This window comes from Nonomuraea sp. NPDC051191 (assembly GCF_044455665.1).
Classification (GTDB): Bacteria; Actinomycetota; Actinomycetes; order Streptosporangiales; family Streptosporangiaceae; genus Nonomuraea.
Genome location: NZ_JBITEZ010000001.1, coordinates 160659 through 178377, shown reverse-complemented (window position 1 = coordinate 178377; position 17719 = coordinate 160659). Strand labels below are relative to the sequence as shown.

The window sequence follows — 17719 nt, the reverse complement described above, 5'->3', positions numbered from 1 at the left end:
TCAGCGGCCGACCAGGTCCCGCAGGGCCTCGACCAGGCGGTCGACGTGCTCCTGCGTGCTGCCGATGCCGATGGAGGCGCGTACCGCGGAGGCGGTCCCGTCCTCGCAGCCGCCGTCCGAGGTGCCCAGCAGGTGCCGGACGAACGGGTGCGCGCAGAACTTTCCGTCACGCACGCCGATGCCGTACTCGCCGGACAGCGCCTCGGCCACCTCCCGGGCCGAGTAGCCGTCCACGACGAACGACACGATCCCCACCCGGGGGTGGTCCTCGCCCCACAGCGACAGCTCGCGCACCCCCTCGATCGACGACAGACCGGTACGCAGCCGGGCGATCAGGCGCTCCTCCTCGCGCACCAGCTCCGTCCACCCGGTGGCGGTGAGCGCGTCGCAGGCGGCGGCCAGGGCGATGGCGCCGAGCACGTTGGGGGTGCCGGCCTCGTGGCGGGGCTCGGGGTCGTCGTGCCACTCGGTGGTCTCGCCGACCGAGCGCACCGCGCCGCCGCCCTTCAGGTACGGCTCGCCCTCGGCCAGCCAGTCACGGCGTCCGATCAGCACCCCGGCGCCGAAGGGCGCGTACAGCTTGTGGCCGGAGAAGGCCACGTAGTCCAGGTCGAGCGCGGTCAGGTTGAGCCTGCGGTGCGGGACGAGCTGGGCGGCGTCCACCAGGATGCGGGCGCCGTGCCGGTGGGCGATGTGGGCCAGGGCGGCGATGGGCCACAGTTCGCCGGTGACGTTGGAGGCGGCGGTGACCACGAGCAGCTTGGGGCCCTCGATCCCGGCCAGCGCCTCGTCGGCGGCGCGGACGGCCTCACCGGGGAAGGCGGGCGGCGCCAGGCGCACGGACCGCGCCCAGGGCAGCAGCGAGGCGTGGTGCTCGGAGTCGAAGACGACGGCGGTCGCGTCCTCGGGCAGGCAGCGGGCCAGCAGGTTGGTGGCGTCGGTGGTGTTGCGGGTGAAGATGACGGCGTCGTCGGCACGGGCGCCGACGAAGGCCCTGACCGTGTGGCGGGCCTGCTCGTACCGGGCGGTGGTGAGCTGGGAGGCGTAGCCCGCGCCGCGGTGGACGCTGGAGTAGGCCGGGAGCGCGGCGGCGACGGCGGCGCTGACCGGCTCAAGACAGGGGGCGCTGGCGGCGTAGTCGAGGTTGGCGTAGCTGACCAGGCGGCCGCCCTTGACCGGCACCTCCAGGTCGGCGCCGAGCACGGCGGGGATCGGCCGTCCGGAGGGGGCGGCGGGGGTCTCGGCGGCCTGGGCGGGCACGGAGTTGAAGATCGTCAAAGTGGACATGGCACGGCTCCTCACGGGTCGGTCGGACCCCTGGGAACAGCCACGGAGCCCGCGCTTGCCCGCCACACCTCGTGACGGACCAGGTCTTCACCCGGGGCACCCCGCCGCGGACGCGAGGGTTGCCGGCCAGCTAGCCGGGGCTTGTCGCTGGCACTCATGACCTACGACGGCACTATAACCGACACCGAGGCACGATTCGCAAGCCCAGCAGGTCAACCCGTCTCATAAGATGAAATAGTGCGCTTTGATCCCTGGAATCCGGATTTCGTCGTCGACCCCTATCCGGCGTACGACGAGCTGAGGCGCGAGGCGCCCGTACGCTACTTCGAGCCGTCCAACCAGTGGCTGATCTCCCGGCACGCGGACGTGAACGCGCTGCTCAGAGACCGCCGGCTGGGCCGCGACTACACCCACGTCGCCACGCACGAGGAGTTCGGCCGGCAGCCCGAGCCGGAGTTCCAGGAAGCCTTCTGGCGCGTCAGCAGGAACGGCATGCTGGAGGTCGAGCCGCCGGACCACACGAGGCTGCGCCGGCTGGTGTCCAAGGCGTTCACGCCGCGCATGGTCGAGTCGCTGCGCCCGCGCGTCCGGGCCATCGCCGAGAGCCTGATCGACGCGTACGTCGAGAAGGGCGGCGGCGACCTGATCGCCGAGGTCGCCGAGCCGCTGCCGGTCACCGTCATCGCCGAGATGCTCGGCGTGCCCGAGCAGGACCGTCACCTGCTGCGCCCGTGGTCGGCCGACATGTGCGGCATGTACGAGCTCAACCCCAGCCTGGAGACCCAGCACCAGGCGGTGCGCGCGGCCGAGGAGTTCGAGTCCTACCTCAAGGACCTGGCCCGCGAACGCATCGCCAACCCCGGCGAGGACCTGGTCAGCGCCCTGGCCGCGATCCCCGAGCTGACCCTCGACGAGCTGGCCGGCACCTGCGTCCTGCTGCTGAACGCGGGCCACGAGGCCACGGTCAACGTCTCCGGCAACGGCTGGCGGGCCCTGCTGAAGAACCCCGGCGAGCTGGCCCGGCTGCGCGCCGACCGTTCGCTGCTGCCGACCGCCATCGAGGAGCTGCTGCGCTACGACACCCCGCTCCAGCTCTTCGAGCGCTGGGTGCTGGAGGACATCGAGGTCCACGGCGTGCGGATCCCGCGCGGCTCGGAGGTGGCCTGCCTGTTCGGCTCGGCCAACAGGGACCCCGAGGTGTTCGAGGACCCGGACCGGCTCGACCTGGGCCGCCCGGACAACCCGCACATCTCCTTCGGCGCGGGCATCCACTTCTGCCTGGGCGCGCCGCTGGCCAGGATCGAGCTGACGGAGTCGTTCACCGCGCTGCTGGACCGGGTCGGGACGATCGAGCTGCGCGCGGAGCCGGTCTACAAGCCCGGTTTCGTCATCCGCGGCCTGCGCTCGCTCGACCTCGACGTCACCGGCTCTGGCTGAGCCAGCCGAACCCGCCCAGCCCGGCCGGATCGATCAGCTCTGCCTCCTCCGACGCCCGCGACAGCGCCCGTACGTAGGCACGCGGATCGGCGGCGGCGAGGTCGACCGGCGGCCGGGCGCCGGTGAGGCCCAGCGCCCGCAGCATGTCGCGCTGTGTGGACAAGGTTGTGGATATCGCGCCGGCCCGCCGCCCGGCCTCGGCGCACGCGTCGAGGGCGACGTGGGCGGTGATGTCGCAGGTCCCGTCAGGGACGGGGGCCACGACCGCGCCGCCGCGGTAACCGGTCAGCGTGCCACAGAGCGGTCGGTTATCCACAGGGTGTGCATAATCCACGGCTATCGCCCGGCCGTGGGTGAGACGTACCAGAACGGAGGCCCAGGCCTCGTCGCGGGGGCGGCCGATCTCGGCGCGGGTGCCCACGTGCGGCAGCGGCCACCAGCGTTCGAGCCATTCGCGGTCGGCGGGCCGCAGCGGGCCGCCGAGGCGCTCCTCGCCGGTCCTGGTGTTGACCATGACCAGACGGGGGCCGCCGGAGGTCTGCTCGGCCACGTCGAGCGGGATGTTGTCGAGCCACTCGTTGGCGACGGCCAGCCCGGTGATGCTGGACGGCAGGCAGCGGCTCCATTCCACCTGGTCGGGCAGCCCGGCGGGCCGGGGCGACAGGTCGACGCAGGTGACCCGCAGCCGGTCGCGCAGAGCGGGCTCGGCCGCCGCGAGGATGCGGCTGACCAGCACCCCCTCGCCCGCGCCGACGTCGACCAGGTCGAGCCGCTCGGGGGAGCCGAGCTCGGAGTCCACCTCCACCAGCAGGGCCAGGACCGCCTCCGCGAACACGGCCGAGGCTCCGACCGAGGTGCGGAAGTGGCCCGAGGGGCGTTCGCGGAGGTAAAAGCCCTCCTCGCCGTAGAGCGCGCGTTCCGTGGCGGCGCGCCAGGTGAGCCACATGAGGGTGACTATCTCATGACCGAAGGGTTCGACACGCAGAGTCGTTCATTGACTACTCTTGGTCGCTACATTGCGCTAACGTTTACGCACTGTCACAGAGCGACTGCGTTTCGCCCATCCGCGGTAAGCGGCGAGCCGGATCGCTCCACCGAAGCATTGCGGCCCTGAGGCCGCAGACTGAGAGGAGCCCCCCGTGAAGAAGGTTCTGGTCATGGCAGGTGCCATCGCCCTCCTGGCCCTGGCGGCCCCCGCGCACGCCGACGACGTCACCCACGGCAACAACGGCATCCTGAGCGGCAGCCCGATCCACCTGCCCATCACCGCCGTCGTGCCCGTCTGCGGCAACAACATCGGCATCCAGGCGGTGCCGATCAACGGCTGCCAGGGGAGCCCCAACACCGCGGTCTACAGCCGCTGAGGCAGGGAGAGCCCGGACCGCTCGCGCGCGGTCCGGGCTCTGATCCCGGCCGGTCAGTCGGCGGATGACCGGTCAGTGCACCTCCAAGAGGTCGCATTCAGGCGGGCGTCGGGTTGTCAGGACTCGGCGCCCGTCGTCGTGCGTGGACCCCTCTCCTCATCTCTTTCGACAGGGGGTGCATGATTCGTATGCCCCTGTCGCATTTGTCGTTAACTCAACGGGCGGCAAAGCGCCGGACATGCCGGAACGTGTTCGACGGCCCCCGACCTGTCGGCCCCCGCCCGCCGGTTACGCTGGTCCGCAGTGCCTTCACGGTGCCACCACGGTGCCGTTGCGGTCGACAGGGGTGAGACGTCATGGACGCAGGTGATCGCCCGGCACGGCTGACCGTCGGCGTGCTCGGTGCGGGCAAGGTCGGCTCCGTGCTCGGCGCCGCGCTGGCTCAGGCGGGCCACCGGATCGTGGCCGCGAGCGGGGTCTCCGACACCTCGCGCAGATGGGCCGCCGACCGGCTCGGGGTCGAGCTGACCCGGCCCGACGAGGTGGTGGCCGCCTCCCAGCTCATCCTGCTGACCGTCCCCGACGACGCGCTGCCCGACCTCGTGGCCGGGCTGGCCCGCACGGGCGCCGACCTCAAGGGCAAGCTGCTCGTCCACGCCAGCGGCGCGTACGGCCTGTCGGTGCTCGACCCGGCCGCGCAGGCGGGTGCGCTGCCGCTCGCGCTCCACCCGGTCATGACCTTCACCGGCCGCGACGACGACCTCAACAAGATCACCGGTATCTCGTTCGGCGTGACCGCGCCCGACCTGCTGCGACCGGTCGCCGAGGCCCTGGTGATCGAGATGGGCGGTGAGCCGGTCTGGATCGCCGAGAGCGACCGCGCGCTCTACCACGCGGCCCTGGCCAACGCCGCCAACCACATGGTCACGCTCATCGCCGAGTCCGAGGAGCTGCTGCAGCGCATCGGCGTCGAGCACCCGGGGCGCATGCTGGGCCCGCTGCTCGGCGCGGCGCTCGACAACGTGCTGCGGCTGGGCATCGCCGGGCTCACCGGGCCGGTCGTCCGCGGCGACGCGAGCACGGTGCGCAAACACGTCGACGCGCTGATCCTGGCCGCTCCGGAGGCCGCCGACGCCTACATCGCGCTGGCCCGGCTCACCGCCGACCGGGCGCTGGCCGCGGGGCTGCTCAAACCGGAGGAGGCGGAGCGGCTGCTCGACGCGCTTGGGGGCAATATATGGACCTGACCGTCGGGTGTGGAGGGCAGCAATGGATCTGATCGTGGCCGGCGACCGGGACGACCTGGCGAAGGCTCGGGGTGAAGGGCGGGTGGCGCTGGTCCCGACCATGGGCGCGCTGCACGAGGGCCACCGGTCGCTGATGAGGGCCGCTCGCGTACGCGCCGACCAGGTCGTGGTCAGCATCTTCGTCAACCCTTTGCAATTCGGGCCTAACGAGGATTTTTCACGCTATCCCCGTACATTCGAGGCCGATCTCGACGTGTGCCGGGAGGAGGGCGTCGGCGTCGTGTTCGCGCCCTCGCCGCAGGACATGTACCGCCCCGACCGTCAGGTGAGCGTCCACGCGGGCGAGATGGGCTCGATCGTCGAGGGCGCGTCCAGGCCGGGCCACTTCGACGGCGTGCTGACGGTGGTGCTCAAGCTGTTCAACCTGGTGCGACCCGACCTGGCGATCTTCGGCCAGAAGGACGCCCAGCAGCTCGCCGTCATCCGCCGCATGGTGGCCGACCTCGACCTGTCCATCGAGATCGTCGGGGCGCCCACCGTACGCGAGCCCGACGGCCTGGCCCTGTCCAGCCGCAACCGTTACCTGTCGGCCGGCGACCGCACGGTCGCGCTGGCCCTGTCCCGTGCCCTGCGGGCGGGCGCGGTCGAGCTGACCGCCGACGCGATGCGGGCCACCGCCCGCGCGGTGCTCGCCGAGGCCGGGCCCGAGCTCGACCTCGACTACCTGGCGCTGGTCGATCCGGCCACGTTCAAGGAGGTCGACGACTCCTACGAGGGCTCGGCCGTGCTCGCCGTGGCGGCCAGGGTGGGCGGAACCCGGCTGATCGACAACGTCGTGGTGAGCGTGCGCCCCTGATCCGTACGGCCCCCGGGGCATGTCCACGCTGCGGCAGGCGTTATCGTCATAGTGACGAAATCGCCTCAGCGAGGAGACCCCCATGAGTGCACCGGCGATTCCCCTGCACCTGACGGCCCCCGAACCCGGCTGGACCGTCGACGCCGACGTGGTCGTCGTCGGGTCCGGCGTCGCGGGCCTGACCGTGGCGCTGCGCCACGCCGAGCTGGATCCCGCGGCCAAGGTCCTGGTCGTCACCAAGGACGTGCTGTCGGCCGGGTCCACCAAGTGGGCCCAGGGGGGCATCGCCGCCGTGCTCGACCCGCGCGACACCCCCGAAGAGCACCTGAGCGACACGCTGCTGGCCGGGGTCGGGCTGTGCGACACCAAGGCCGTGCGGACGCTGGTGACGGAGGGGCCCGGCGCGCTGCGGCGGCTCATGGAACGCGGCGCCCGGTTCGACCGCAATCCCAACGGGGAGCTCCAGCTCACCAGGGAGGGCGGGCACCGTCGCCGCAGGATCGTGCACGCCGGCGGCGACGCCACGGGCGCCGAGGTGCAGCGGGCGCTGGTCGAGGCGGTGCGCGCGTGCTCGATCGAGGTGATCGAGCACGCGCTGGTGCTCGACCTGCTCAAGGACGCCCACGGCCGGGCCAGGGGGGTGACCCTGCACGTCATGGGCGAGGGCGCGCGCGACGGCGTCGGGGCGGTGCGGGCGCGGGCCGTGGTGCTCGCCACCGGTGGCATGGGCCAGGTCTACGCCGCCACCACCAACCCGGTCGTGTCCACCGGCGACGGCGTGGCGCTCGCGCTGCGGGCCGGGGCGGTCGTGCGCGACCTCGAATTCGTGCAGTTCCACCCGACCGTGTTGTGGCTGGGCGAGGGCTCGACCGGCCAGCAGCCGCTGATCTCCGAGGCGGTCAGGGGCGAGGGCGCCTTCCTCGTCGACCACGAGAACAACAGATTCATGCAGGGCGTGCACGAGCTGGCCGACCTGGCGCCGCGCGACGTCGTGGCCAAGGCGATCACTACGACCATGAGCGAGACCGGCCGCGACCACATCTTCCTCGACGGCCGCCACTTCGGCAGGGTGAAGTGGGAGAGCCGCTTCCCCACCATCTACGCCGTCTGCCGCGAGCACGGCATCGACCCGGTCACCGAACCGATCCCCGTCTCGCCGGCCGCCCACTACGCGAGCGGCGGCGTCCACACCGACCTGTCCGGCCGTACCTCGATCGAGGGCCTGTACGCCTGTGGCGAGGTCGCCTGCACCGGCGTCCACGGGGCCAACCGGCTGGCCTCGAACTCGCTCCTTGAGGGGCTGGTCTTCGCCGAGCGCATCGCCGAGGACATCCACCGGAGGCGTCCGCAGCCGGGCGAGCCGGTTCCGGCGCGGGCCGCGACGGGCCTGGTGGACCCCAGGGTCAGGACCAGGCTCCAGGCGCACATGAGCGCCGGCGCCGGGGTGCTGCGCAGCCGCGCGTCGCTGCAGGCCACGTCGAAGGCGCTGCGCGACGCGCTCTGGACGCCCGTCGAGGTGCCCGCCTGCACCGAGTCGTGGGAGGCGACCAACCTGCTCACCGTCGCCGCCGTCCTGACCGGCGTGGCGGCGGCGCGGCTGGAGACGCGCGGCTCCCACTGGCGCGAGGACCACGAGAGCCGGGACGACAATGAGTGGCTGGGCCACCTGGACGTGACCCTGACCGAGGAGGGCCTTCGCATGACGTACACCCCGCACGGTGAGACGATGCCGCCGCGCCTGGCACAGGAGCTGACCGCCGCCGGGCTCGACCCGGCCGAGGTCGACGCGCTGATCGACCGTGCGCTCGAAGAGGACCTGCAGGAGGCCGGCGACGTGACCAGCCTGGCCACGATCCCGGCCGGGCAGCGTTCGACCGGCGACGTGGTGGCCCGCAAGGACGGCGTGGTGGCCGGGCTGGGCGTGGCCGAGGCGGTGTTCCTCCGGCTGGGCGCGGGCCGGGTCGAGCGGCGGGCCAAGGACGGCGAGCGGGTCGCGGCCGGCGACGTGCTGATGACGGTCGAGGGCCCGACGCGGGCGGTGCTGACCGCCGAGCGCACCGCGCTCAACCTGCTCACACACCTGTCCGGGGTGGCCACGATGACCGCCCGGTGGGTCGCCGCGATCGAGGGCACGCGGGCGCGGGTCCGCGACAGCCGCAAGACCCTGCCGGGTCTGCGGTCCCTGGAGAAGTACGCCGTGCGCTGCGGCGGCGGCGTCAACCACCGCAGGTCGCTGTCGGACGCGGCCCTGATCAAGGACAACCACGTCGTGGCGGCCGGCGGAGTGGCCGAGGCGTACCGGGCGGTGCGGGAGCGCTATCCCGAGCTGCCGATCGAGGTCGAGATCGACCGGCTCGACCAGCTGGAGCCCCTGCTGGACGAGGGCGCCGAGGAGATCCTGCTGGACAACTTCACGGTCGAGGACACCGTACATGCCGTACAAATCGTGAAAAGTCGGGCGAAAAACAGGGTTGCGCTTGAAGCGAGTGGGGGATTGACCTTGGAATCGGCTCGTGATGTGGCTGAAACTGGCGTTGACTACCTTGCGGTGGGAGCGCTCACCCACTCGGCGCCGGCCCTGGACATCGCACTGGATTTGCGGGGGTAATTGATGCTGCTCACGATCGACGTCGGCAACACGCACACGGTGCTGGGGCTGTTCGAGGGCGAGGACGTCATCGAGCACTGGAGGCTGGCCACCGACGCCCGCCGCACCGCCGACGAGATCGCCGTCGTGCTCCAGGGGCTGCTGGCCCAGTCACCACTGCTCAAGGGCGCCGACATCAGCGGCATCGCCATTTGCTCGACCGTGCCGAGCGTGCTCAACGAGATGCGGGAGATGTGCCGCCGCTACTACGGCGACGTCACCGCCGTGATCGTGGAGCCCGGTGTGCGCACGGGCGTGCCGGTCCGCATGGACAACCCCAAAGAGGTCGGCAGCGACCGCATCGTGAACGCCCTGGCCGCCATCGACCAGTACGGCGGCCCGTGCATCATCGTCGACTTCGGCACCGCCACCTCCTTCGACGCGGTGTCGGCCAAGGGCGAGTACGTCGGGGCGGTCACCGCCCCCGGCATCGAGATCTCGGTCGACGCCCTGGCCGCCGCCGGCGCCCAGCTGCACAAGGTCGAGCTGGTCAGGCCGCGTTCGGTGATCGCCAAGAACACGGTCGAGGCGTTGCAGGCGGGCATCATCTACGGCTTCGCCGGCCAGGTCGACGGCATCGTCGAGCGGATGGCCGCCGAGCTGGCCGACGACCCCGACGAGGTGACCGTCGTGGCGACCGGCGGCCATGCGGCGCTGGTGGTCGGCGAGTCGCGCTCGATCGACGTGCACGAGCCCTGGCTGACCCTCATCGGCCTGCGCCTGATATATCACCGGAACACCGCTTAGAACGTGACAAGCGGCCCCCGCTTGGGAAGGGGGCCGCCTGTCGGTCGTGGTGTCACCTATGAGCGTCACGCGTCCTCGGCGCTGTAGAGCTCGCGCCAGGAGCCGCACTTGGTGGCGAAGGTGCCCTGCTCGGGAACCTGGCAGACCTTGACCCGCAGGGTGAAGACGTCGTTCTCCTCGAAGTGGAACTTCTTGTAGCCCGGGGAGCCGCAGTACTTCCTGGTGTAGACCGTGGACCAGTCGCCGTCGGAGTCCTCGGCCTGGAACTTCACGTAGGCGCACTTGCCGCCCTCGTCGTAGTCGCGGTCGTCCAGGTCGTAGAGCCGGCCGGTGACCTGGACCTCGTTGGAGTCCTCCTCGTCCCACGCGACGTCGACGTGACCCTGGGCCTTGGCCAGGTGCTGCTTGGCGTACACCGGGCCCCAGTAGTCGGAGTAGTCGTCGAAGTCGGCGGTGGCGGTGGCGGTGGCGGTGGTGGCGCTGGCGGCCGAAGGAAGCGACAGGGCCACGGCGCTGGTGGCGGCGATGGCGAGGATGCCCGTCGCGATCTTCTTCATCATGATCTCTCCCGGAGCTCCTCTCGGGCCGGCTCCTTGCCGGCTCCCCCCGGAGCTCGTGACTCATTGGTACAAAAGGGGCCTTGCAGAGCCCCTGCAGAGAACCGTCACGAGCGCTTGCAGTTCGCCGTATCCCCTACGCTTTGTTGTTGTGAGCGAGGAACTTCCAGAGCAGATGCGCATCCGGAGGGAAAAGCTCGACCGCCTCCGCAGCGAGGGCGTCGACCCTTACCCGGTGAACTTCCCACGCACGGCGACCAACGCCGAGGTCAGGGAGAAACACCAGGGCCTGGAGCCCGACACCGCCACCGGCGAGACGGTCGCGGTCGCGGGCCGCGTCATGCTCAACCGCGTGGGCGGCAAGCTCTGCTTCGCCACGCTCCGCGACGGCGGCGACGACCTACAGGTCATGATCTCGCTCGACAAGGTGGGCGAGGAGTCCCTGGCGGCCTGGAAGCGCGACGTCGACCTGGGCGACCACGTCGGCGTGATCGGCGAGGTCATCACCTCGCGCCGCGGCGAGCTGTCGATCCTCGCCGACAGCTGGCAGATCACCGCCAAGTGCCTGCGCCCGCTGCCGGAGAAGCACGTCGGCCTCACCGACCCCGAGGCGCGGGTGCGCCAGCGCTACGTCGACCTCATCGTCAACGACGAGGCCAGGAAGATGGCCCGGGTGCGCAGCGCGACCGTGCGCGCGGTGCGCGACTTCTGGCACGAGGAGGGCTACCTCGAGGTCGAGACCCCGATGTTGCAGCCCATCCACGGCGGCGCGACGGCCCGGCCGTTCAAGACCCACATCAACGCCTACGACATGGAGCTCTACCTTCGCATCGCGATCGAGCTCTACCTCAAGCGGCTGGTGGTCGGCGGCGTCGAGAAGGTCTTCGAGATCAACCGCAACTTCCGCAACGAGGGCGCCGACTCCACGCACAACCCCGAGTTCACCATGCTCGAGGCCTACGGCACCTACCTCGACTACAACGACATCGCCGACCTGACGCAGCGCATGTACCAGAAGGCCGTCGTGGCCGCCCTGGACACCACCGTGGTCGTGCACGACGGCGTCGAGATCGACCTCGGTGCGGAGAAGTGGCCCCGGGTCAGGCTCTACGACCTGGTGTCCGACGCCGTGGGCGAGGAGATCACCACCGAGACCACCCTCGACGAGCTGCGGAAGATCGCCGACCGTCGCGAGGTCCACTGGGACGCGAAGTGGGGCTCGGGCAAGCTCGTCCAGGAGCTCTTCGAGGCGCTGGTCGAGCACACGCTCGTGCAGCCGACGTTCGTCATGGACTATCCGCTGGAGACCTCGCCGCTGGCCCGCCTCCACCGCGACAACCCGCTGCTGACCGAGAAGTGGGACCTGATCGGGTTCGGCACCGAGCTCGGCACCGGCTACTCCGAGCTCAACGACCCGATCGACCAGCGCCACCGCCTGGTGGAGCAGTCGCTGCTGGCCGCGGGCGGCGACCTGGAGGCCATGCAGCTCGACGAGGACTTCCTCCAGGCCCTTGAGTACGCGATGCCGCCCACGGGTGGCATGGGCGCCGGCATCGACCGGATGATCATGGCCTTCACCGGCAAGAACATCCGCGAGACCATCCTGTTCCCGCTGGTCAAGCCCACTCACTGAGCCGTCGTCCGGCGCCCCGCCGATGCGCGGGGCGCCGGATCGGGCGGTCAGGGCGGTCAGGGCGGTCAGGGCACCAGCACGAGGCGTCCGCGCAGCCCGCCCTCGGCCAGGCGGGCATGGGCGTCGGCGGCCTTCTCCAGCGGGTACGTGTCGGCCACCCGCAACGTCAGCCGCCCGGCCTCGACCAGGCGCACCAGCTCCGCGAGCTGCCCGGCGTCCGAGCGGAAGAGCACGGTGGCCACGTCCGTCCCGCGCAGCGGCACCGGCGCGGCCCCCGACGTGAGCCCCACGAAGGTCCCGCCGTCCCGTACGGCGTCGAGTGCGGGCAGGCCCAGCACGGCGGCGTCCACGACGGCGTCCACCCCGCCGGGGACCCGCGCCCGTACGCCCTCGGCCAGGTCCTCCTCGCGGGGGACGAACCATTCCGCCCCGAAGCCGCGTACCAGTTCCTCGTCCGCGGCGCCGGCGGCGGCCACCACCTTGACGCCGCGGACGGCGGCCAGCTCGACCAGGTAGCCGCCGACGGCCCCCGCCGCCCCCGTGACCAGCAGGGTGCCCCCTGGGCCGACGCCGGTCCGGTCGAGTGCCTGCCAGGCGGTGAGGCCGTTGAGCGGCAGCGTGGAGGCGTGTGCAGGGCTCACGTTCCGCGGGGCGCGGGCCACGGCCGGGGCGTCCAGCACGACGTACTCGGCCTGCGCCTTGTACGGCAGCTCCAGCCGCGCGGAGAGCCCCACGACGTCCTCGCCCACGGTGAAGGAGGTGCCCGGGCCCACCTGGTCCACGGTCCCCGCCGCGTCGAAGCCGATCCCGTACGAGTCCAGCTTCCTGGCCAGCCCGTACGAGGCCAGCGCCCCGGCCGCCACGGCCAGGTCGAAGGGGTTGACCCCGGCCGCCGCCACCTTGACCCGTACCTGGCCGGGCCCCGCCTCCGGCAGCGGCGCGGACACCAGCAGGGGAGCGCCGGAGCCGCCGATGAGTGCACGCATGTTCGTCATGCCCATGACCCTAGGAAGAGCTACTCTCTTTCAGTAAGTAGGCACCTGGAAGTGCGTAACATACGGCAAGGAGTGAGACGGTGGCGACCACGACGGCGGCGCAGCGGCGTGACCAGGCCAGGCTGGCCTTCGACGCCTACTTCGCCGAATGCCCTTCCCGCAAGCTGCTCGACCGGCTCAGCGACAAATGGGTCACGCTGGTGCTCAGCGCGCTGGCCCGCGGCGAGCGCCGCTACAGCGACCTGTCCCGGCACATCGCGGGGGTCAGCCAGAAGATGCTCACCCAGACCCTGCGCGGCCTGGAGCGCGACGGCCTGGTGGCGCGCCGGGTGACGCCGCAGGTGCCGGTACGGGTCGACTACGCGCTCACCCCGCTCGGCGAGAGCCTGATGCCGCTGGTGATCGCCATCAAGACCTGGGCCGAGGAGCACATCGAGGACGTCGAGGCCGCCAGGGAACGCTACGACGCTACCGCCTGAGCCGCACCGGCAGCCGGGCCAGCCCGCGCAGCACCACGTTCTCCTTGTACGGGGGCTCCGGATCGGCGGCCTCCATCTTCGGCGCGGCCACGGCCAGCGCGGACAGCGCGATCTCGCCCTCCATCCTGGCCAGCGTCGCCCCCAGGCAGAAGTGCAGGCCGAGCCCGAAGGCGAGATGCCGGCCGGGCTCGCGGCCCGGGTCGAACCGGTCGGGATCGGCGAACGCGGCCGGATCGCGATTGGCCGCGCCGATCGGCACGAGCACGGCCGAGCCGGCGGGCACCGGCGTGCCGCCCAGTTCCCTGTCCTCCAGCGCGATCCTGGAGGTGAGCTGGACCGGCGGATCGAAGCGCAGCACCTCCTCGACCACCTCCCTCGGCCGCTCGGCGGCGCGGTGCAGCAGGCCGTGCCGCAGCAGGTTCAGCACGCCGTTCGCGATGAGGTTGACGGTGGTCTCGTGGCCGGCCACGAGCAGCAGCACGCAGGTCGACAGCAACTCGGCCTCGGTCAACTCCTCGACGCGCGCGAGGGCGCTCAGGAGGTCCTCACCGGGACGCTCGCGGCGCAGGGCGATCAGGCGGCGGAAGTAGTCGCGGAACTCGTTCCTGGAACGCTCCGTTTCCGACATGAGAGCGTCTGTCAGCATCGGGTCAAGTCCGCGGGCAAGAGCCTCGCTCCATCCGCGGAAGCGCTCGTGGTCCTCCGGCGGCACCCCGAGCATCTCGCTGATCACCATCACCGGCAGCGGGTGGGCGAAGCCGGAAATCAGCTCCGTCTCCTCCGGCAACCGCCCGATCAGGTCGGCGGTGATCGCCTCGACCCGCGGCCTGAGCCGTTCGACCATGCGCGGGGTGAACGCGCGGCTGACAAGGTTCCGCAACCGGGTGTGATCGGGCGGGTCCATGAGCAGGAACGACCTGCCGGGCTGACCTGCCTCTTCCGCCACGGGGGCGGACGTTCCGTGACCGAACATCGGGTCACGCAGGACGGCCGCGCACAGCTCGTACGTGGTCGTGACGAGCAGCCCGCCGCGCGTTCTGAAGATCGCCCCGGCCGCGCGGAGCTCTCGATATCGGACGTACGGATCGCGCACAAATTGCGGATCCGAGGGATCAAAACCCAGGAGGTCGGTGGCGCTCATCGGTGGCTGGACCGGGCCGCCGAATTGATCGTTTGGACCGTTCATAGCGGACCGTGGCGTGCCGACATATGCGGAGTACGTCACATATAAGTGATCATGTCAATAGCACTGGTCAAGGGCGGCGATTGTCGTGCTTGACGACCTTTCCGCGATGCGTTTACCTTCACCGAGACGAGCGGCTTTGCTCCACTGAAAGGTCCGAGTTCTGCTGTTGGGGGGAGGGCTCCCGGTGGATGTGCTCACTGAAGGCGTTGAGCTGAGCCACGCGGATTTGGCGTTACTGGCTGAACTGGCCAGAGGGGTGACCGTCGACCGGGTCGGGAGACGGCTGGATATCAGCGGACGGACCGTACGCCGGCGGCTCAGAGGCATCTGCGACCGCATCGGCGTGGCCACGGCGATCGAGGCCGTGGCGTGGGCGGCGCGCCGCCAGCTCATCTGACGGCGCGGAACTCCGAAGTGAATCGCCGGTCAGTCCGCGATGCGCACGGCGCCGGCGAACGGCCGATTGCCGAGCGCGGAGATCCGGACGACGTCGCCGGTCTGCGGTGCGTGGACCATCATGCCGCCGCCGATGTAGATGCCGACGTGGTGCAGGTCGCTGTAGAAGAAGACCAGGTCGCCGGCGCGGAGCTGGTCGCGGCTGATGTGCGTGCCGGCCGTCCACTGGTCGCCGGTGTAGTGGGGGAGCGAGATGCCCACGCGCTGGTAGGCGGCCATCACCAGGCCGGAGCAGTCGTAGGAGCGCGGCCCTTCGGCGCCCCACACGTACGGCTTGAGCTGCTGGGTGAGGGCCCACTTGGCGGCCTGGGCGGCCTTGCCGTTGCCGATGACCGGCAGGTTGACGCGTACGGCGCGGGTGCCGGGGCGGCCGGCCTCGCCGACGGCCCGCCGGTAGAGGTTGCTCTCGACCTTGGCGACCAGCTTGGTGATCTTCGAGCGCTTGCCCTCAAGATCACTGACGATCTTCTGGACCTCGGCGATGCGGGTCTTGGCGCCCGACCTGGCGCGCTCGGCGGCCTCCATGGCCTTGGCGAGCTGGTTGACCTCCTCGCCCTGCTGCTGTTCGAGCGCGTACGTGGTCGCGGCCCGGTCGAGGAAGGTCTCGGGGTCGTCGGACTGGGCGAAGACCAGGGCCTTGTCCAGGCCGCCGGTGATGTAGGCGTTCTGGGCGAGCAGCGTGGCCCTGGCGCGCTTGGCGGCCAGGTCGGACTCGCTGGTGGCCAGGGTCTTCTGGGCGGCGTCGTTGGCCTTCTGTGCGGACTTCAGCCGTTCGCGCTGCCCGTTGTACTCCTCGGTCAGCGTCTCGATCTCTTCGTGCATCTTCTCGACCTGGTCGGCCAGCTCGGAGAGCGACGGCTTCGGGTCGGCGGCGGCGGAACCGACGGGTACGGCGAACAGCATCGCGGCGACGGCGGCGCCGATGACGCCGAGGCGACGTGAGCGCCTGGCCTGCTCCCGGGGACGGGCGTGCCTGCCCCCCGGCTTCCCCTCGCGATCGAGCGTCCGCTTCACCAACCAAGCTCCTCTCATCGACGCCGGCCGGGTTAGCTGACGGGTTCGGGCCGGAGCAGCCCTACCGAGATGATCGGATTCACCCCGAGTGGTGGCGCGAGGTGCTCGCCACCGGTGGTTCCCCGGCTTCCCTTGCGGGAATTGGGCGTGTCTTTCCGCGCGCATTACGCGGAGAACATCGTCGCTGGACACTAATGCACTCCGGGTTCGCGCTCAACCGGAACTACCGAGTCTGTAGAGGTTTCACAACTGAAGGGTCACAAGGTGATCTCGTGGGTAGCCGTACGGAAGCGGGCTTCTGCACCTTTTGTCCAGCATTCTGGGGGGTGACGACTGGAGGAAAGCTCCAGGTCGGGGCGTGTTCATCTGGACACAGCATGTGATGAGATGCCCGAGACGTGGGATTTAGGGCTGAGCCGTAATGAGATCTGTACCCTGGAGAGCCATGGAGCAGGTGGCCGAAGTGGCAGTCCCCGAGACCGCGGTCGTGGTCAGGCGTGCCCGCACGCCCGACGTGCGCGCGATCAGGCGTCTCGTGGACACCTACGCGGGCGCGGGTCCGCGGCTCCTGGAGAAGGCCACGGTCACGCTGTACGAGGACGTCCAGGAGTTCTGGGTGGCCGAGCTGAGCGGGGAGGTCGTCGGCTGCGGCGCGCTTCACGTGCTCTGGGAGGATCTCGCCGAGGTCCGTACGGTGGCGGTCGATCCGGCGTGCCGGGGACTGGGGGCCGGGCATCGGATCGTCTCGGCGCTCGTCCGGCAGGCGAAGGATCTGGGGCTGCGACGTGTATTCTGTCTGACTTTTGAGGTCGACTTCTTCGCGAGGCACGGTTTCCGGCCCATCCAGGGCACGCCGGTCTCACCCGAGGTCTACGCCGAGTTGCTGGCCTCGTACGACGAGGGTGTGGCGGAGTTCCTTGATCTGGAACACGTCAAACCGAACACCCTTGGCAACACCCGCATGCTGCTGCATCTGACATCGGGTGACGCGGACCTTGACCACTTGGAAAGGTGATTGTTGATACCTATGTCGATACGTTGGGCAGCACAGGCATGTGTCCTGACACGTGCCACATGCGCACTCGAAGCGAGGTGACACGGTGAGCACCGGACAGCCGCCGTATCCACAGGACGAATCCGGCGAGAACCCCGAGTACGGGCAGCACCAGGGCCGTCGCCCCGGTGAGCCCGACCCGGACGTGACTGTGGTCGGCTACCGGGCGGACGACGCCTATGGCCAGCCCCCATATGGCCAGCAGCAGCAACAGGGCTACGGCCAGCAACCCCAATACGGTCAGCAACAGCAGCACGGCCAGCAGCAGGGCTACGGCCAGCAGCCCCAGTACGGCCAGCAGCAGGGATATGGCCAGCAGCAGGGCTACGGCCAGCAGCCGCAGTCCTCGGGCCAGCAGTACACCCAGCCCGGCTATGGCCAGGAGGCCCAGTACGGCCAGCAGGCCGCCTCGGGCCAGCAGGGTTATGGCCAGCAGCCGCAGTACGGCCAGCAGCCCCAGTCGCTGCCCGACTACGGTCAGCAGCAGCAGGGCTATGGCCAGGAGGCCCAGTACGGGCAGCAGGGCCAGCAGGGCTACGGCCAGCAGCCCGCCTCCGGCCAGCAGCAGGGTTACGGCCAGCAGCCGCAGTCCTCGGGCCAGCAGTACACCCAGCCCGGCTATGGCCAGGAGGCCCAGTACGGCCAGCAGGCCGCCTCGGGTCAGCAGGGTTATGGCCAGCAGCCGCAGTACGGCCAGCAGCCCCAGTCGCTGCCCGACTACGGTCAGCAGCAGCAGGGCTATGGCCAGGAGGCCCAGTAC

At 70.6% G+C, this 17719-nt stretch carries 17 protein-coding genes and 2 riboswitches; of the genes, 10 read left to right on the top strand and 7 right to left on the bottom strand.

Going from position 1 to position 17719, the window contains the following annotated elements; all coding sequences use genetic code 11:
- Entirely contained in the window at nucleotides 1-1287 is a 1287-nt protein-coding gene (locus ACIA8R_RS00830; protein ID WP_397035723.1) for an aminotransferase class V-fold PLP-dependent enzyme, read from the bottom strand.
- 46 nt (nucleotides 1288-1333) lie between these two features.
- Nucleotides 1334-1449: riboswitch (SAM riboswitch) on the bottom strand.
- Nucleotides 1450-1524: 75 nt separating this feature from the next.
- Between ACIA8R_RS00830 and ACIA8R_RS00825 the strand changes: the two genes are divergently transcribed.
- Entirely contained in the window at nucleotides 1525-2724 is a 1200-nt protein-coding gene (locus tag ACIA8R_RS00825; RefSeq protein ID WP_364084075.1) for a cytochrome P450, read from the top strand.
- Here ACIA8R_RS00825 and ACIA8R_RS00820 read toward each other — a convergent pair.
- Nucleotides 2708-3670, bottom strand: coding sequence for an SAM-dependent methyltransferase (locus ACIA8R_RS00820; RefSeq protein WP_397035721.1), 963 nt, complete (start codon nucleotides 3668-3670; stop codon nucleotides 2708-2710). The two genes, ACIA8R_RS00825 and ACIA8R_RS00820, sit on opposite strands and share 17 nt — an antisense overlap.
- A gap of 193 nt (nucleotides 3671-3863) precedes the next feature.
- Here ACIA8R_RS00820 and ACIA8R_RS00815 point away from each other — a divergent pair, with 193 nt between their 5' ends.
- From ACIA8R_RS00815 to ACIA8R_RS00795, 5 genes are all read left to right on the top strand, one after another.
- The gene (locus ACIA8R_RS00815) at nucleotides 3864-4088 is read left to right on the top strand and encodes a chaplin family protein (protein WP_364084078.1); all 225 of its coding nucleotides are present in this window, start codon (nucleotides 3864-3866) and stop codon (nucleotides 4086-4088) included.
- A gap of 356 nt (nucleotides 4089-4444) precedes the next feature.
- On the top strand, nucleotides 4445-5335 hold the full coding sequence (locus tag ACIA8R_RS00810) for a DUF2520 domain-containing protein (protein WP_364084081.1): 891 nt from the start codon (nucleotides 4445-4447) through the stop codon (nucleotides 5333-5335).
- A 22-nt stretch (nucleotides 5336-5357) separates the two neighbouring features.
- Entirely contained in the window at nucleotides 5358-6191 is an 834-nt protein-coding gene (gene panC / locus ACIA8R_RS00805) for a pantoate--beta-alanine ligase (protein WP_364084084.1), read from the top strand.
- Between the two features lie 82 nt (nucleotides 6192-6273).
- A complete protein-coding gene (locus tag ACIA8R_RS00800; RefSeq protein ID WP_397035718.1) occupies nucleotides 6274-8799 on the top strand; it encodes an L-aspartate oxidase in 2526 nt (841 codons plus the stop codon).
- 3 nt (nucleotides 8800-8802) lie between these two features.
- Entirely contained in the window at nucleotides 8803-9585 is a 783-nt protein-coding gene (locus ACIA8R_RS00795) for a type III pantothenate kinase (RefSeq protein ID WP_352318636.1), read from the top strand.
- 65 nt (nucleotides 9586-9650) lie between these two features.
- On the opposite strand, the gene ACIA8R_RS00790 is transcribed toward ACIA8R_RS00795, so the two are convergent.
- Complete coding sequence (locus ACIA8R_RS00790; RefSeq protein ID WP_397035716.1) at nucleotides 9651-10145, bottom strand: hypothetical protein; 495 nt, start codon at nucleotides 10143-10145, stop codon at nucleotides 9651-9653.
- 148 nt (nucleotides 10146-10293) lie between these two features.
- Between ACIA8R_RS00790 and lysX the strand changes: the two genes are divergently transcribed.
- Nucleotides 10294-11775 carry a bifunctional lysylphosphatidylglycerol synthetase/lysine--tRNA ligase LysX gene (lysX, locus tag ACIA8R_RS00785; protein WP_357702249.1) on the top strand — a complete coding sequence of 494 codons (1482 nt, stop codon included), beginning with the start codon at nucleotides 10294-10296 and terminating at the stop codon, nucleotides 11773-11775.
- A 65-nt stretch (nucleotides 11776-11840) separates the two neighbouring features.
- Here the strand turns inward: lysX and ACIA8R_RS00780 are convergent, their stop codons facing one another.
- On the bottom strand, nucleotides 11841-12770 hold the full coding sequence (locus tag ACIA8R_RS00780) for an NADP-dependent oxidoreductase (RefSeq protein ID WP_397035713.1): 930 nt from the start codon (nucleotides 12768-12770) through the stop codon (nucleotides 11841-11843).
- Between the two features lie 80 nt (nucleotides 12771-12850).
- On the opposite strand from ACIA8R_RS00780, the gene ACIA8R_RS00775 reads away from it, so the two are divergent.
- A complete protein-coding gene (locus tag ACIA8R_RS00775; protein WP_357702253.1) occupies nucleotides 12851-13249 on the top strand; it encodes a helix-turn-helix domain-containing protein in 399 nt (132 codons plus the stop codon).
- On the opposite strand, the gene ACIA8R_RS00770 is transcribed toward ACIA8R_RS00775, so the two are convergent.
- Nucleotides 13239-14342 (bottom strand): cytochrome P450, encoded by a 1104-nt coding sequence (locus ACIA8R_RS00770; protein WP_364084096.1) that lies wholly within the window; start codon nucleotides 14340-14342, stop codon nucleotides 13239-13241. The genes ACIA8R_RS00775 and ACIA8R_RS00770 overlap by 11 nt on opposite strands.
- Before the next feature lie 277 nt (nucleotides 14343-14619).
- Here ACIA8R_RS00770 and ACIA8R_RS00765 point away from each other — a divergent pair, with 277 nt between their 5' ends.
- Nucleotides 14620-14832: a LuxR C-terminal-related transcriptional regulator gene (locus tag ACIA8R_RS00765; RefSeq protein WP_132597751.1), complete on the top strand. Its 213-nt coding sequence runs from the start codon at nucleotides 14620-14622 to the stop codon at nucleotides 14830-14832.
- A gap of 29 nt (nucleotides 14833-14861) precedes the next feature.
- On the opposite strand, the gene ACIA8R_RS00760 is transcribed toward ACIA8R_RS00765, so the two are convergent.
- Nucleotides 14862-15905 (bottom strand): NlpC/P60 family protein, encoded by a 1044-nt coding sequence (locus ACIA8R_RS00760; RefSeq protein ID WP_357702257.1) that lies wholly within the window; start codon nucleotides 15903-15905, stop codon nucleotides 14862-14864.
- Between the two features lie 6 nt (nucleotides 15906-15911).
- Nucleotides 15912-16063: riboswitch (cyclic di-AMP (ydaO/yuaA leader) on the bottom strand.
- Between the two features lie 287 nt (nucleotides 16064-16350).
- Between ACIA8R_RS00760 and ACIA8R_RS00755 the strand changes: the two genes are divergently transcribed.
- Nucleotides 16351-16920, top strand: coding sequence for an amino-acid N-acetyltransferase (locus tag ACIA8R_RS00755; RefSeq protein ID WP_397035710.1), 570 nt, complete (start codon nucleotides 16351-16353; stop codon nucleotides 16918-16920).
- A 10-nt stretch (nucleotides 16921-16930) separates the two neighbouring features.
- Here ACIA8R_RS00755 and ACIA8R_RS00750 read toward each other — a convergent pair.
- Nucleotides 16931-17719 (bottom strand): hypothetical protein (locus ACIA8R_RS00750; RefSeq protein WP_397035708.1); only part of this gene is annotated, 789 nt, incomplete at its 5' end.

What these genes read in the sequence shown, in the direction of transcription:
- ACIA8R_RS00780 (WP_397035713.1), bottom strand. Translation starts at nt 12,770, where the DNA reads ATGACGAACATGCGTGCACTCATCGGCGGCTCCGGCGCTCCCCTGCTG.
- ACIA8R_RS00810 (WP_364084081.1), top strand. Translation starts at nt 4,445, where the DNA reads ATGGACGCAGGTGATCGCCCGGCACGGCTGACCGTCGGCGTGCTCGGT.
- ACIA8R_RS00795 (WP_352318636.1), top strand. Translation starts at nt 8,803, where the DNA reads ATGCTGCTCACGATCGACGTCGGCAACACGCACACGGTGCTGGGGCTG.
- ACIA8R_RS00790 (WP_397035716.1), bottom strand. Translation starts at nt 10,145, where the DNA reads ATGATGAAGAAGATCGCGACGGGCATCCTCGCCATCGCCGCCACCAGC.
- ACIA8R_RS00755 (WP_397035710.1), top strand. Translation starts at nt 16,351, where the DNA reads ATGGAGCAGGTGGCCGAAGTGGCAGTCCCCGAGACCGCGGTCGTGGTC.
- ACIA8R_RS00820 (WP_397035721.1), bottom strand. Translation starts at nt 3,670, where the DNA reads ATGTGGCTCACCTGGCGCGCCGCCACGGAACGCGCGCTCTACGGCGAG.
- ACIA8R_RS00830 (WP_397035723.1), bottom strand. Translation starts at nt 1,287, where the DNA reads ATGTCCACTTTGACGATCTTCAACTCCGTGCCCGCCCAGGCCGCCGAG.
- ACIA8R_RS00800 (WP_397035718.1), top strand. Translation starts at nt 6,274, where the DNA reads ATGAGTGCACCGGCGATTCCCCTGCACCTGACGGCCCCCGAACCCGGC.
- panC (WP_364084084.1), top strand. Translation starts at nt 5,358, where the DNA reads ATGGATCTGATCGTGGCCGGCGACCGGGACGACCTGGCGAAGGCTCGG.